This is a genomic window from Streptomyces sp. MK7, from assembly GCF_032658145.1.
Taxonomy (GTDB): domain Bacteria; phylum Actinomycetota; class Actinomycetes; order Streptomycetales; family Streptomycetaceae; genus Streptomyces; species Streptomyces spiralis.
On the sequence record NZ_JAVACL010000007.1, the window covers coordinates 72,635 to 87,160 of the forward strand.

Sequence of the window (14,526 nt, forward strand, 5' to 3'; positions counted from 1 at the left end):
GGCGTACCACAGCGGTCAGTCGGGTACCCACCGGCCCATGATGGCGTCCCCGGGAACACGATGAAGCGTCCGGCCCTCGTCCGGCGACCCGCCACGCGGCGAGCGCTCACGGGTCTGGCCGCGTGGTGCCTGCTGTACCCGCTGTGGTTCCTCTTCAGCGGGCAGGCCGACGTGGCGACGGCCCTGTGGGGGGCGGTCGCGGCCGGCGTCGCCGCGGCGGCCCGGCAGATCACGGTCGCCCTCGGCCTGTCGGCGAGACGGCCGCGGTGGCGGGCGGTGACGGCCCTGCCGTCGGCCGCCCGGCAGACCGTGGTCGACTTCGGGATCGTCGTGGGCGTGCTGGTCCAGAGCATGGTCCGGGGGCGGCGCGGGCCGGTCGGCCGGTTCGTCCGCAAGGAGACCGGTCTCACCGGGACCCCCACGTCCGACGTCGCCGCGACCGCGGCGATGCTCGCCGTCATCGCCACCTACTCGCCGAACGCCTACGTGATCGACATCGACCCGCGGGACGGCCGGGCTCTGCTGCACGATCTGCGGCCCGTGCGGGCGTCGGAGGAGCCGCTGTGAAAGAGGGGTTTCTGATCGCCGCGAGCGCGCTGCTCGCGGGGCTGCTGCCGCTGCTGGCGGTGGGCATGCGGGAGCCGCCCGTCGACGGCCTCGTGGCCCTGGAACTCGCCGGGGCGACGACCACACTGGCGCTGGTGTGCGTATCGGTCGGCACCGGCAGCTCGTCGGCCACCGGGGTGGCGCTCCTCATGGCACTGCTCAGCTGGGTCGGCGGTCTGCTGTTCGCTCGCTTCCTGGACCGCACCCCGTGAGCGCCGCCCGCGTCGCGTCGGACGTGGCCCTGGCCACCGGGGTCGCCGCCCAGTTGGTGTGCTGCGTCGGGGTGTGGTGGATGCGGGACGTCTTCGACCGGCTGCACTTCGCCGCCGCGGGCACGACGGTCGGCCCCGTTCTGATCGGCGTGTCCGTGGCGCTGTCCCCGTTCTCCTCGCCGTCGGGCACGGTCCAGGCGCTGGCCGCACTGCTCTTCCTCGTGGTCCTCAACCCGGTGCTGACGCATGCGACCGGGCGGGCGGCACGGCATCGCGTCCTGCGGGACTCCGGCCCGCCCTCCCCGCAGGGACCGCCCGAGAACGGGCACGGGTCGAGCGGTACGCCACCGGAGGCCTCCGGGTGACTGTTCTGGAAGGTGTCGTCCTCACCCTCGCGGGGGTGCTCGGGGTCGCCGTGGTGGCCTGCCACGACCCCCTGCGCCAGACCGTCGTGAACGGCCTGTTCGGCCTGGCGCTGGCGGTGCTGTTCACCGTGCTCCAGGCGCCGGACGTCGCCATCTCCGTCACCGTGGTCTCCACCGTGGCCTACCCGATGCTGCTGCTGACGACCATCCAGCGCACCCGTCGCCGGAACCGGAAGGAGGAGGATCACGGATGAACCGGCGTCTTCGCCTGGTGCTGTTCGCCGGAGCCGCCGCGGTCCTGGCCGGGGTGCTGCTGTGGGGACTGACCGGGCTGCCGTCGTTCGGCTCCCCCGCCCGCCCGTACGCCGCCTACGTCCTGCGGCACGCCGTCGCACAGCGCCATGTCACCAACATCCCCACGGCCGTGGTCTTCGACTACCGGGGCTGGGACACGCTCGGCGAGGAGCTCATCCTCTTCACCAGCGTGATGGGCACGGCGCTGCTCCTGCGGGATGCCCGGGACAAGCCCGGCGAGCGGCCCGAGGACCGGATGAAGAGTGTGGCCGTGCGGCAGGCGGGCCTGCTGATGGTGCCGGTCGTGCTGCTGCTCGGGCTGTGGACGGTCGCCTACGGCTACCTCACGCCCGGCGGCGGTTTCCAGGGGGGCATGGTCTGTGCCTACGCCGCGCTGCTCGTCTGGATCGCCGGGAGCTACCGCAGCCACCGGAGAGCGAGCCCCACCTCCCTGGTCGACGCCGCCGAGGGCACGGGTGCCGCCGCGTTCATCGGCGTCGGGCTGGCGGCGGTCGTGGCCGGCCAGGCCTATCTCGCCGGATTCCTGCCCGGCGGGACCACCGGAACGCTCGCGTCCGGAGGCACCATCGCCCTGCTGAACTGGTCCACCGGGCTGGAGGTGGCCGCCGCCGGAGTCCTGATCTTCCATGAGTTCCTGCAGGAGTACATCGCCACCGTGCCGCCGCCGAAGAGGAACCGGGAGGCCGGGTGACCGTCTACCCCTATGTCGTGTCCGGTGTCCTGTTCGTCACCGGTCTGTACGGCGTCGTCAGCAGTCGCAACTACATCCACGCCGCGGTGAGTCTGACCGTGACGCAGTCCGCGACCTATGTGGCGATGGTCGCCCTCGGGTCCGTACGCAACGGCCAGGCACCCATCGCACAAGGCGCCCAGCCGGGCAAGCCCATGGCGGACCCGATCGTCCAGGCCCTCACCCTCACCGATGTGGTGGTCAGCGTGGTCGTGCTCGCGCTGATGCTCGCCCTGGCCCAGCAGAGCCACCGGGACACCGGCACACTGGACCCCGACGAGCTGGCGCAGGTCCGTGGCTGACCCGAGCGTCCTCGCCCCCCTCACCGTGGTCGTGCCACTGTGCACGGCCGCGCTGCTGGCCGCCTCCGCCCACTGGCTCCCCCGGCGCGCCCCCGACATCGTGGCCCTCGTCGCGGCCGCCGCCGTCACCGCGATGGCGGCCGCCCTGGCCGTCACCAGGCAGAGCGAGCCGCTCGTGTACTGGTTCGGCGGCTGGCATCCGGTCCGGGGCCTGGCCATCGGAATCGCGTTCGTCGTCGAACCGGCCGGCGCCACGCTCGCCGCACTGTCCGGACTGCTCACCGTGGCGAGCCTGGTCTTCTCCTGGCGCTACTTCGAGGAGGTCGGGCACCTCTACCAGGCGCTGGTCCTGGCCCTGCTCGCCGGGATGGTGGGCTTCTCGCTCTCCGCGGACCTGTTCAACATCTTCGTCTGGCTGGAACTGATGAGCGTGGCCGCCTACGCGCTGTGCGGCTACCGGATCCAGCAGCCGGGGGTGGTGCAGGGCGCGGTGAACTTCGCGCTGCTGAACTCGATCGGCACACTGACGATGCTGCTCGGCATCGCCCTGGTCTACGGCCGCACGGGTGCCCTCAACCTCGCCCAGATCGGCGAGACCCTGCGCGCGCAGCCCCCCGGCGGGCCGGTGATCGTCGGCTTCACGCTGGTCACGGCCGGGCTGCTGGTCAAGGCGGGGGCCGTACCCTTCCACTTCTGGCTGGCGGACGCCTACACCGTGGTCCCCGCTCCGGTGGGCGCGCTGTTCGCCGGTGTCATGAGCGATCTCGCCTTCCACACCCTGGCCCGGATCTACTGGGACGGGTTCTCCGAAGCGCTCGCCTTCCACCACCACGCGGTCCGCACCGCGCTGCTCTGCTTCGCCGTCGCCTCGGTCGTGGTCGGTGCGGCCATGGCCCTGCTGGAAGCGAATCTCAAAAGACAACTGGCCTTCGCCACGGTGGCGGGCGGCGGGGCGATGCTCGCCGGGATCGCCCTGCTCACACCGCGGGGGCTGGCGGGCTCGACGGTCCTGCTCGTCACCGAGGGCATGCTGAAAGCGGCCCTGTTCCTCCTGGTGGGCGCTGTCATCCAGTGGCTCGGCGGCAGCGACGAGCTACTGCTGCACGGTCGCGGGCGCGACCGCCGCGGTGTCGTGCCCGGAGTCCTGCTGGCCTGCTGCGGGATGGGGCTCGCCCTGGCACCACCCTTCGGTCCGTTCCTGGGAACCGCGCTGATCGCCGGTTCCGGCGGCTTGCGCTGGCTGACGGTGGTGCTCGTGTGCGGAGCCGCGGCGACCGGGGCGGTTTTCCTCCGGTCGGCCGCCCGGATCTTCCTGGGCTGGGGCCCCAGGAAGGACCCGGCCCTGACCAGCCAGCCGACCGAACCCGACGAGGGCGAACCGGAACCCGGCTCCCGGAGCCACGAGGGCTGGGGCAGCCCCGGGCACCGGGCGGTGATGCTGACGCCGCCCCTGGTGCTGGTCCTCCTCGGGTACGGCCTGGCGCTGCTGCCGGGTGTCGACGCCTGGTTCACCCATGTGGCCCACGCGGTCACCGAACCCCGGCGGACCGCGGCGCACGTGCTCGGCGGACCGCTCCCACCGGCGCCCCCCGAGACGGCTGGTCCCTCACCGTTCGCGGGAACCTGGCTCTGGGCGCTTGCCTCGTCCGGCGGGGCGGTGGTGCTGGCGGCGCTGTCCCTGTGGTGGCAGCGCTTCGCCGGCGGACTCCGCCGGGCCCTGCTCGCCCCGGCCGGCGCGCTGAAGCGCCTGCACGACGGCTCGGTGGGCGACTACGCCCTGTGGTTCACGGTGGGGCTGGCGGCGCTCGGGGCCGGGTGGTCCCTGACCCTGCGGTAGCCCACCGGGCGGGGCGGTGCGGGCCGGCCGGTGCGCCTTCGTACGCGCCGCCGGCCCTCGTCGGCGAGGCGTACGTGGAACGCTTCCGTCTCTCCGCACCGCCGCCCTGCTTCACCTTGCCGAACACCTCCCGGACGCGGGTGTGCCGCGCCGGCAGGATCCCGCATCACATCGTCCGCGGGCGGGGAGGCGCCTTGGCGCCGGTCGTCTCCGTCGTGATCGCTTCCTTCGGTTCTGCCAGTCCGGTCCGGTCACTTGCGTACGACGCGGACGCCGGCGGCGGTCAGCGCCGCGCCCAGGGCGGTGGCGGCCGAGAGCCTGAGGAGCCGTTTGCCCGCCGGGGGCTTCGGCACGGAGGCGGCGCCGCGCTCCGGGAGCCGGCTCACCCCGTCCCTGCCCTTCTCCCGGGCCAGCTTCATCACCTCGGCGACGTGCAGCGCACGGCGGCCCGTGCCCGCGTCCTTGATCTGGGTCTTGCAGGAGAAGCCGTCGGCGACGATCAGGCAGTCGTCCTCGGCGTCACGGACGGCGGGCAACAGGGCCTGTTCGCCGCAGTCCAGGGAGATCTCGTACTTGCCCGATTCGAAGCCCCAGGAGCCGGCGAGGCCGCAGCAGCCGCCCTGGAGGTTTCGCACCTGAAGGCCCATCTTCTCCAGCAGCTCCTGCTCCGGGTCCATGCCGCCGGTGGCACGGTGGTGGCAGTGGCCCCAGAGCAGGGCGGTGCCGTCGAGCTTCGGCGGGTCGATGCCGAAGGTCTGGAAGAACTCCGGGAAGTGGTAGGCGTTCTTGGTGAGACGCGCGGCATCGTCGTCGTGCGGAAGCAGCTTGGGAAGTTCGTCCTTGAAGACGGCCAGGCAGCTCGGTTCCATGCCGACGACGGGGGTGTCCGTCCGCAGGTGGGGGCGGAGGACGTCCAGCACGTTGTGGAGGTAGCGCTCGGCAGCGTCGAGGAAGCCGTAGTCGTACAGGGGACGGCCGCAGCAGATGTGCTGTTCGGGCATGACGACCCGCCATCCCGCGGCCTCGATCGCCTCCACGCAGGCCACACCGACGCCGGTGTGGAAGTAGTTGTTGAAGGTGTCGGGGAACAGCACGACCGGGCGGCCGGCGGGGTTGGCGGTGCCACCTCGGCGGGTGAACCACTCCTGGAGTGTCATGGGAGCGAAGCGGGGCAGCGGGCGGCGCCGGTCGATGCCGGCGACCAGCTTGGCGATCCGGGCGAGGCCGGGGGTGTGGGTGGCGAGGTTGGCGAGTTCCGGGATGCGGGAGGCGACGCGTGCGGCCTGGTCGATGAAGCCGAAGGCGTAGGCGTGGCGGGGGCGCCGGCGGCTGGGCGACTTGAAGTGGTGGTAGAGGAACTCCGCCTTGTAGGTGGGCATGTCGACGCTGACGGGGCAGTCGTTGGTGCAGCCCTTGCAGGCCAGGCACAGGTCGAGGGCGTCGTACACCTCCTTCGACTGCCAGCCGTCGGTGATGACGTCCCCCTTGAGCATCTCGTACAGCAGCCGGGCCCGGCCGCGGGTGGTGTGCTTCTCCTCGCGGGTGACCTGGTAGCTGGGGCACATCGTCGTCTCGGCCTGCGGCACCCGGCACTTGCCGATGCCGACGCAGCGGATCGTCGCGTGGGCGAAGTCCCCGCCGTCCTCTTCATAAGCGAACTTCACCGGGTGGCGCGGCGGGTTGTAGTCGGTGCCGAGCTTGAGGTTCTCGTCCATCCGGTAGGCGTCGACGACCTTGCCGGGGCTCATCTTCCACTGCGGGTCCCAGATGGCCTTGAACTCCCGCATGGCCTGGACGAGTTCCGGTCCGAACTGCTTCTCCAGCAGTTCGCCGCGCTGCTGTCCGTCGCCGTGCTCGCCGGAGACCGAGCCGCCCAGGGAGACGCACAGGTCGGCGGCCTCCTCCATGAACGCCCGGTAGGTGCTGATGCCTTCGGCGGTGCGCAGGTCGAAGCTCAGGCGGCAGTGGATGCAGCCCTGCCCGAAGTGGCCGTACATCGCACCGTCGAGGCCGTGCTTGTCCATCAGCCTGCGCAGCGCCCGCACGTATTCGCCGGTCCTGGACGGCGGGACCGCGGAGTCCTCCCAGCCGGGCCAGTGGTCCTTGCCGCCCGGGAACGAGGTGGAACCGAGGCCGCTCTCCCTGATCGCCCACAGGTCGCCGCTGGTGCCGCCCTCCTGTTTGCTCTTGGCGATGCGGATGCGGTCCCGTTCGTATCCCTTGTCGTCGGTGAGCCATCGGGTGAAGCGCTCGGCCTGCTCGATGGACTCCTCGGCGGTGTCCGCGCCGAACTGCACCAGCAGCCAGGCCGCGCCCCCAAGACGCGGCAGCTCCTGCAGGTCCTGCACGTTCATGTGCTGCAGCTGCTGGTCGCGGATGAGTTCGTGATCGAGTCCCTCGAGACCGATGGGCTTGAAGCGCTCGATGATCTCCATGCAGTGCTCGGCCGCGTCGTGCAGCTGGTCGTACTCCACGACCACGGTGGTCCGCTGCAGCATGGCGGGGGTGAGCTTGAGGACCGCCTGCAGGGCGGTGGCACAGGTGCTCTCGGTGCCGACCAGGGCGCGGGCGACGTTGAAGCCGCGCTCGGGCAGGAGTTCGTCGAGGTTGTAGCCGGACACCCGGCGCGGCACCTCCTCGGCCGAGCGGAACCCGGCCCGGATGGCGTCGGCGTACTTGTCGCGCAGGTCGCGCAGCGCGGCGTAGATCTCGCCCTTGCGGCCGCCCGCGGCGATGACGGCGTCCAGCTGGTCCTCCTCGTTCACCCCGACCCAGAAGCGGGCGCCGTCGTAGGTGACGACCTCGAGGGCGTCCACGTTGTCGCTGGTGCGCGGGCCGGGTCCGTACAGCTGCGACTGCACGGAGTGGATGCCGCAGGAGTTGTTGCCGATGTTGCCGCCGATCACGCACCGGGAGTGGGAGGAGGGATCGGGGCCGAACACCAGGTTGTGCCTGCCGGTGTGCCGGTTCAGCTCCTCGTTGATGACGCCGGGTTCGCAGGTGACCAGACGGCGGCGGACGTCGATCTTGCCGATGCGGGTGAGGTACTTGGAGTGGTCGATCACCACGGCCTCGTTGACCGTCTCACCGGACAGGCTGGTCCCGCCGCCCCGGTTGAGGATGGGGGCGCCGAAGCGGTGGCAGACCTTGTGCACGGCGACGACGTCGTCGAGGGTGCGCGGGACGACGACGCCGATGGGCACCTGGCGGAAGTTGGACGCGTCCTGGGCGTACAGCCCGAGCGAGCCGGCGTCGAACCGGACTTCGCCGTCCACGGCCTTGCGCAGGGCCCGCTCCAGCGCGCCGACGTCGAGCGTCTGGCGGGCGCGTGGCGCTCCGGGGATCTCCGGATGGGTCTTGGCCGGGATCTCACGTGTCGTCCGGCGGGTGGGCTTCGCCATCGGTGTGCACTCTCCTTCTGCGAGCCTGGTCAGGCGGTCTGTGCCCCGTACACGCGGTAGCGCTCGGCGTCGGGCCACTTGACGTCCAGGCCGAGGCCCGGCCGGGAGGTGTCGGGGCGCAGGGCGCCGCCGTCGGGTGACAGGGTGCCGTCGAACAGCAGGCGCTCGATACGCACGTGGTCGTGGAAGTACTCCAGGTGCCGCAGCCGGCGCACGGCACAGAACGCGTGGGCCGAGACGGCCGGCGCGCAGTGGGCCGACAGGTCCAGGTGGTGGGCGGCGGCCAGGCCGGCCGCCTCCAGGACGCCGGTGATGCCGCCGCAGCGGGTGACGTCGGCCTGCAGGCAGTCCACGGCCGGTCCTTCGACCAGGTTGACGAAGTCCCGGGTGGTGTACGCGTACTCGCCGGCCGCGATCTCCAGCCGGCCGGGGCTGCCCTGCCGGAGCATGCGCAGGCCGTCCAGGTCGGCGGAGCTGACGGGTTCCTCCAGCCACCGCACGTCCCACTCGTCGTGGAACCGGCGGGCCCAGTACTGGGCCTCCTTGCGGCCGAGCGCCCCGTTGGCATCGGTGAACAGCTCCGGCTCGTCACCGATGGCCGTGCGGACGGCCGTCAGGCGCCGCGGGTCGCCTTCGGGGTCCCTGGATGTCTTGAGCTTGACCCGCGGGATGCCCTGTTCCACCCAGCCGCTGAGCTGGTCGGTGAGACGGTCCAGGGGGTAGTTGGTGAATCCGCCGCTGCCGTACACCGGGACCCGGTCGTGCCACGCGGGCAGGAGGTGGATCAGCGGCAGCTCCAGCAGCCTCGCCTTGAGGTCCCACAGCGCCACGTCCACCGCGGAGACCGCCATGGCGCCGACGCCGGGACGGCCGGCGTTGCGGATCTGCCGCCCCATCAGGTGCCAGAGCGCGGCGGGCGAGCCGATGTCCTGTCCCCTGACGGTGTCCGCGAGCTCGGACTCGACGAAGGAGGCGACCGACACGTCCCCGTAGGTGTAGCCGAGCCCGGTGCGGCCCGCGGCGTGCGCCCGGACCAGGACCAGGGTGGTGGAGTCCCACTGCAGGGTGCCGTCCTCCTCCTTGCCGTCCGGGCCGTCGGTCGGCACCTCGAAGGCGTGCACGTCGACCGCGTCGATCCGGCAGGCCGCAAGGTCCGTGCCGGCCCCCGCGCCGGTCATCAGTGCCGTCCCGGCAGCCGTTCGGCCACCTCGGTGAGCTTCTGCCGGGCGCCCTTGGCCGCGATGCCGGCCCTCTCCGGGTCGCGTACGGCGGCCTTGGCGGCCTTCTTGCCCTGCGACAGCATGATGTGCGGCGGGATCGGCGCGATCTCCTGGTCGACCTTGAACTCCAGCACCACCGGCCGCTCGGCGGCCAGTGCCTCGTCCCACGCCTTCCCGACCTTCTTCGGCTTGTCGCAGTAGATGCCCTTCAGGCCCAGCAGCTCGGCGTACTTGGCATAGGGCACGTCCGGGATGTACTGCGATCCCGGGAACTTCGGGTCGCCCGCCATGGCGCGCTGCTCCCAGGTGACCTGGTTGAGATCCTGGTTGTTGAACACGCAGAAGACGAACGGCGCCGGCCCGGACAGCCGCTCCAGGTAGCGCTTGACGGTGATCATCTCCGCCATGCCGTTCATCTGGAACGCGCCGTCACCGACGAAGGCGATCACCGGCCGGTCGGGGTGGGCGAAGCGCGCCGCGATCGCGTACGGCGTCCCGGGGCCCATCGTGGCCAGGGTGCCCGACAGTGAGGCCCGCATGCCCTTGCGCAGCTTCAGGTGCCGGGCCCACCAGTTGGTCCCCGAGCCGGAGTCGGCGGTCAGGATGCAGCCGTCCGGGAGACGGGGCGACAGCTCGGAGGCGACCGACTGCGGGTTGATCGTGCCGCCGAAATGCTGTCCGGCCCGCTTCTGGCAGATCTCGTCCCACTCGCGGACGTCCCTCTCGATCTGCTCGCGCCAGGAGCGGTCGGTCTTGCGTTCCAGCAGCGGCAGCAGGGCCTTGAGGGTCTCCTGGGAGTCGCCGACGAGATGGGCGTCCATGGGGTAGCGGATGCCGATCATCCGTCCGTCGATGTCGATCTCGACGCCCCGCGCCTGGCCCTCGTCCGGCAGCCACTCGGCGTAGGGGAAGCTCGTACCCACCATGAGCAGGGTGTCGCAGTTCTGGATCATGTTGTCGCTGGCCTTGCTGCCGAGCAGACCGATCGGACCGGTCACGAACGGCAGATCGTCCGGGAGGACCTCCCGGGCCAGCAGCGCCTTGGCGACCCCGGCGCCCAGCAGCTCCGCCGCCTGAACGACCTCGCTCTCCGCGTGCGCGGCACCCTGGCCGATCACCATGGCCACCTTCGTGCCCGCGTTGAGGACGTCCGCGGCCTTGCGCAGCTCCTGCGGGTCGGGCAGCAGCCGGGGGCGGCTCCAGCCGACGCTGGAGAAGACGGCGCCGTGCGTCTTCGGCGGGGACGGCTGGGCGTTCTCCTCCTGGACGTCCTCCGGAATGACGATGGTCGCGACCGACCGCATGGTCAGGGCCGTCTTGAACGCCCGGTCGATCACATGCCGCGCCTGCGCCGGATGCACGATCATCTGGCAGAACTCGGAGACATCGGCGAACAGCTGGGTCAGCGGGATCTCCTGCTGGTAATGGGCGCCCAGGGAGAGCCGCTTCTGCTGGCCGATCACGGCGACCACCGGCTGGTGGTCCAGCTTGGCGTCGTACAGCCCGTTGAGGAGGTGAACGGCGCCGGGTCCGGAGGTCGCCGTGCAGCAGCCCACCTCGCCGGTGAACTTCGCATGGGCACAGGCCATGAACGCCGCCATCTCCTCGTGGCGCGTCTGGATCAGCTCCGGCTGTCCCTTCGCCCGGTCGAAGGCGCCCAGCAGTCCGTTGATCCCGTCGCCGGGATAGCCGTAGACCCTCTCGATCCCCCATTCCCGCAGACGTTGCAGTACGTAGTCGGCCACCAGCGTCATGACGTGCTCCCTCGGATACGCGCCTCTGCCGGAGGCAGGGGGTGACCTGCCGCCGTGTCCGGTAAACGGCCGGTCTCCCCGTTCGCCCGCTTGGTCGAAGGCGGCTGCGTCCACACGGCTGTGCCGGGTGCGCCGGCTCCTGCTCGGTGGTGCCGCGTCCACGCGTACGAGGGGCTCGCGGCCCCGGGCCGGCCGACGGTGACCGGGCGGGCTCCGGTCCTCCTCCACGGCTCCGCGACGGGGTGCGCACGGGGCGAGCGGTCTCGCGGCCGGTACAACGGCGCCGCCCGGCAGGCCGGAGCGTTCGGACTGCGTTGCACCCGGCAGGACCCTGACGTGTCGAACCCGGCCTCGGTTCGGGCACCTCGGCCGGCGAGTCGGTGACGGGCACCGTGGTGTCCGGGACAGGCGCGGCGGCCGGCACTTCGCCACCTCGCGAAGCGGCTCGCGGCCCGCGCCGTCCTTCCGAGGTTGCTGACGGGTCCAGGTGGCCGAGGACCTCACGCAGCCGTGCCAGGCATCGTGTGAGCAGCCGGGACACATGCATCTGCGAGATGCCGACGGTCGCCGCGATCTGCTGCTGGGTCTGGTCGTGGTAGAAGCGCAGGAAGAGGATGCGGCGTTCGCGCTCCGGGAACTCCCGCAGCGCCTCGAAGAGCTCCACTCGTTCGGCGACGGCCTCGAGTTCGGCGTCGCGATGGCCCAACAGCTCGCCGAACGCGGGCAGGGACCGATCCGCTCCCTCCGGTCGCGTGTCGAGGGACCGAGGTTGCAACACCTCCTGGGAACGGATCGCCTCGACCACCGCATCCTCGGACAGACCGCAAGCGTGCGCGATCTGCGCGGGGGTGAGAGCGCGTCCACCGTTCCTCTGTTCGAGCTCCCGCCGCACTCGCCCGACCTGCTGCCTGTTCTCCTGCACCGTTCGCGGCAACCGAACGAGTCCCGTCCGGTCCCTCAGGTGACGCTTCAGCTCTCCCGTGATCGTCGGCACCGCGTAGGACAAGAAGGCGTGGCCCTGATCCGGGTCGTAGCCGTCGATGGCCTTGACCAGGCCCACACAGGCGACCTGGAAGAGGTCGTCCTGCTCCGCTCCGCCGATGCTGCGGTACTTGCCTGCGATCCGGCGCGCCAAGGGGACCAGCGCGCGGACGGCCTCCTCACGGGCGGCCTCGCGCTCCCGGGCTCCGGTGTGCCGGCTGACACGGGTCACGAGCTCGTCGATCTGCGAGGACGTGAGCGCGCCGACGGCTGGTGACTTCACCGATGGGCGAAGGATGGCGGGGAGGGTCATGGAAGCCTCTGCGCTGGTCCGGCTCTTCTTATGGCATCGCCATGGGTCCCCAACTTCGTTCGGCCTATTCAAACTCCACCCCGTCGCCCCGGATTTCATGCCGCTGCGTGGGCCGGACGGCTTACCGGTGTTTGACCCGTCGTGAGCGGAGAGGTCCGAGCGGGCGGCTCGCGGGGCACGACTTCCTGTGCCGTTTCGAGGCCGACGGCCCCGGGGACCCCCCGGCACAGCCGAGACCCGCCGGTCCCGGTCTCCCCGGCGGGGTCCGGCCCGCCCGCAGGCCATCCGGAGGTGAGCCCTTCTTGTCACTCCTGCGGAAGCTGCTGCACCCGGAGCCGAAACCGACCCGCGGCGAACGGGTGGCGACCGCCGTGGACCGGCGGGTCCCCTTGTCCGAGGCGGCCAGGACACTCCTGCGCAAGGCCTTCCCCGACCACTGGTCCTTCCTCCTGGGCGAGATCGCTCTCTACAGCTTCGTCGTCCTGGTGCTCACCGGGACGTTCCTGACCTTCTTCTTCCATCCCGGCATGGAGGAACGCCCGTACACCGGCTCCTACGAGCCTCTGCGCGGAGTGATGGCGTCGGAGGCCTACAGCTCCGTGCTGCACATCAGTTTCGACGTGCGCGGCGGACTGCTGATACGGCAGATGCACCACTGGGCGGCGCTGGTCTTCGTGGCTGCCATCGGCGTGCACATGCTGCGCATCTTCTTCACCGGAGCATTCCGCCGGCCGCGCGAGGTCAACTGGACGATCGGCGTCACCCTGTTCATGCTCTCGCTGCTGGAGGGCTTCTGCGGCTACTCCCTCCCCGACGACCTCCTGTCCGGCACCGGGCTGCGCACGGCCGAGGGCATCGTGCTGTCCATCCCGATCGTCGGCACGTACCTGGCCTTCTTCGTCTTCGGCGGCCAGTATCCGGACCACGAGATCGTTCCCAGGATGTACGCCGCGCACATCCTGCTGGTTCCCGGGCTGCTCATCGCCCTGATCGCCGTGCATCTCGGGCTGGTCGTCTACCTCAAGCACACCCAGTGGGCCAAGCCGGGCCGCACCAACCAGAACGTCATCGGCAAGCCTCTCTACCCCCAGTACACGGCGAAATCGACGGGTCTGTTCTTCATTCTGTTCGGACTTCTGGCCGTGCTGTCGGCCGTGATGCAGATCAACCCCATCTGGGACTTCGGTCCGTACCGGGCGGACCAGGCGTCCATCGACTCCCAGCCCGACTGGTACATCGGATACCTGGAGGGGGCGCTGCGCCTGATGCCGAGGTGGGAGACGGACGTCCTCGGGCACACCGTCGTCTGGGACGTCTTCATCCCCGGCGCGCTGCTGCCCGCCGTCCTCTTCGCGGTGCTCTACGCGTACCCCTTCTTCGAACGCTGGGTGACCGGTGGCGGCAAGGAGTACCACTTGTGCGACCGCCCCAGGAACCAGCCCACGCGGACGGGACTCGGGGTGGCCGGCGTCACCGCCTACGCCGTGCTGCTCCTCGCCGGCGGCCAGGACGTCCTCGCCAAGGTCTTCGAAGTCCCCTTCGAGCTCCTGACCTGGGTGCTGCGCACCGGGCTCTTCGTGCTGCCGGTCCTCGCCTTCTGCGTCACCAAGCGTCTCTGCCTCGCCCTGCAGGCCCGGGACCGGGCGCGGCTCCAGCGGGGGGAGCCGGCAGAGGACGTACGGCTCGCGGCCGAAGGCTCGTACGAGAGGGTGCACACAGCTCTGCCGCCGGAGAAGAGCATCCCCATCGCGGTCAGGGACATGCCCGTACCCCTCCACCGGGTCGGCCGCTGGTACATGCCCGTCGGGCGCTACCTCAGGCGAGCGCTGAGCCGCTGGTACTACGCCGAGCGGGTCGAGATGCCGCTGACGGACGAGGCCCGCCGTCAGGTCGCCGCGATCACGGCCGACCCCGAACAGGCGCAGAAGGCCGAGGAGGACTCCGGTTCCTGACGGCCGGTCCGTCATTCGCCGCCGGGTCCGTCATTCGCCGCCGGGCTGCGCCAGGCACTCCTCCTGGGTGATCCAGCGCCAGGTGACGCCCAGCGCGACCAAACCGATGGGCAGCATCGCCGCGACCATGGCCAGTCCTCCCGCCACATGGCCGAGCGCCACCATGACCACTGCGGGCAGGTCCAGGAGCGGCATCGACAGGTAGAGGTAGACCGAGCGCGCCGGATCGCTCAGCCGGTGCCGTGTGCCGAGGACCGGCAGCCAGAACAGCACTGCCGCGTACAACAGCAGCGCCTCGGCGGTGAGCCGGGCGAACCCCGGGCGAACGAGCGGCGCGGTCAGGACGACGGTCGCGTGCAGGACGACGAACAGCGGCAGAGCCGCCACCGCGGGCAGGGAGATCCTCCGCCAGCCCGCCCATGAGCGGGTGAGGTGGACCAGAGCCGGGATCACCGCGGCGACGAGCAGCCCGGACAGGGCCATGGCGAGGGTCTCGGCGGTCAGGGCTCCGCCCGTCCCGCTCATCTCGCTCATGCCG

General features: G+C 71.1%; 12 protein-coding genes and 1 pseudogene. 8 read left to right on the forward strand and 5 right to left on the reverse strand.

Annotation, left to right across the window (positions count from 1 at the left end; translation table 11 throughout):
* Positions 1-60 precede the first annotated feature (60 nt).
* From R2S09_RS11685 to R2S09_RS11715, 7 genes are read left to right on the forward strand one after another with little or no spacing between them, the layout of a single operon-like run.
* On the forward strand, positions 61-567 hold the full coding sequence (locus R2S09_RS11685; RefSeq protein ID WP_306187304.1) for a hypothetical protein: 507 nt from the start codon (positions 61-63) through the stop codon (positions 565-567).
* The gene (locus tag R2S09_RS11690; RefSeq protein ID WP_316740800.1) at positions 564-818 is read left to right on the forward strand and encodes a monovalent cation/H+ antiporter complex subunit F; all 255 of its coding nucleotides are present in this window, start codon (positions 564-566) and stop codon (positions 816-818) included. The genes R2S09_RS11685 and R2S09_RS11690 overlap by 4 nt, the downstream gene beginning before the upstream one ends.
* Positions 815-1,183, forward strand: a complete 369-nt coding sequence (locus R2S09_RS11695) for a monovalent cation/H(+) antiporter subunit G (protein ID WP_306187308.1) — start codon at positions 815-817, stop codon at positions 1,181-1,183. Before R2S09_RS11690 ends, R2S09_RS11695 begins: the two co-directional genes overlap by 4 nt.
* The gene (locus R2S09_RS11700) at positions 1,180-1,437 is read left to right on the forward strand and encodes a DUF4040 domain-containing protein (protein WP_306187309.1); all 258 of its coding nucleotides are present in this window, start codon (positions 1,180-1,182) and stop codon (positions 1,435-1,437) included. The genes R2S09_RS11695 and R2S09_RS11700 overlap by 4 nt, the downstream gene beginning before the upstream one ends.
* Positions 1,434-2,189: an MnhB domain-containing protein gene (locus R2S09_RS11705; protein ID WP_316740803.1), complete on the forward strand. Its 756-nt coding sequence runs from the start codon at positions 1,434-1,436 to the stop codon at positions 2,187-2,189. Before R2S09_RS11700 ends, R2S09_RS11705 begins: the two co-directional genes overlap by 4 nt.
* Entirely contained in the window at positions 2,186-2,530 is a 345-nt protein-coding gene (locus R2S09_RS11710) for a sodium:proton antiporter (protein ID WP_306187312.1), read from the forward strand. Before R2S09_RS11705 ends, R2S09_RS11710 begins: the two co-directional genes overlap by 4 nt.
* Entirely contained in the window at positions 2,523-4,367 is a 1,845-nt protein-coding gene (locus R2S09_RS11715) for a proton-conducting transporter membrane subunit (RefSeq protein ID WP_316740804.1), read from the forward strand. Before R2S09_RS11710 ends, R2S09_RS11715 begins: the two co-directional genes overlap by 8 nt.
* 251 nt (positions 4,368-4,618) lie before the next feature.
* On the opposite strand, the gene R2S09_RS11720 is transcribed toward R2S09_RS11715, so the two are convergent.
* From R2S09_RS11720 to R2S09_RS40545, 4 genes and pseudogenes are all read right to left on the reverse strand, one after another.
* Entirely contained in the window at positions 4,619-7,768 is a 3,150-nt protein-coding gene (locus R2S09_RS11720; RefSeq protein WP_316740805.1) for an FAD-linked oxidase C-terminal domain-containing protein, read from the reverse strand.
* Positions 7,769-7,797: 29 nt separating this feature from the next.
* Entirely contained in the window at positions 7,798-8,946 is a 1,149-nt protein-coding gene (locus R2S09_RS11725) for an enolase C-terminal domain-like protein (RefSeq protein WP_316740806.1), read from the reverse strand.
* Positions 8,946-10,742 carry a thiamine pyrophosphate-requiring protein gene (locus R2S09_RS11730; RefSeq protein ID WP_316740808.1) on the reverse strand — a complete coding sequence of 599 codons (1,797 nt, stop codon included), beginning with the start codon at positions 10,740-10,742 and terminating at the stop codon, positions 8,946-8,948. Before R2S09_RS11730 ends, R2S09_RS11725 begins: the two co-directional genes overlap by 1 nt.
* Positions 10,743-11,298: 556 nt before the next feature.
* Positions 11,299-12,321: pseudogene (locus R2S09_RS40545) on the reverse strand (sigma-70 family RNA polymerase sigma factor); the annotation flags it as partial.
* A gap of 26 nt (positions 12,322-12,347) precedes the next feature.
* On the opposite strand from R2S09_RS40545, the gene R2S09_RS11740 reads away from it, so the two are divergent.
* The gene (locus R2S09_RS11740) at positions 12,348-13,988 is read left to right on the forward strand and encodes a ubiquinol-cytochrome c reductase cytochrome b subunit (protein ID WP_316740938.1); all 1,641 of its coding nucleotides are present in this window, start codon (positions 12,348-12,350) and stop codon (positions 13,986-13,988) included.
* Positions 13,989-14,018: 30 nt separating this feature from the next.
* Here R2S09_RS11740 and R2S09_RS11745 read toward each other — a convergent pair whose 3' ends face one another.
* Positions 14,019-14,522: a hypothetical protein gene (locus R2S09_RS11745; RefSeq protein WP_316740811.1), complete on the reverse strand. Its 504-nt coding sequence runs from the start codon at positions 14,520-14,522 to the stop codon at positions 14,019-14,021.
* Positions 14,523-14,526 lie beyond the last annotated feature (4 nt).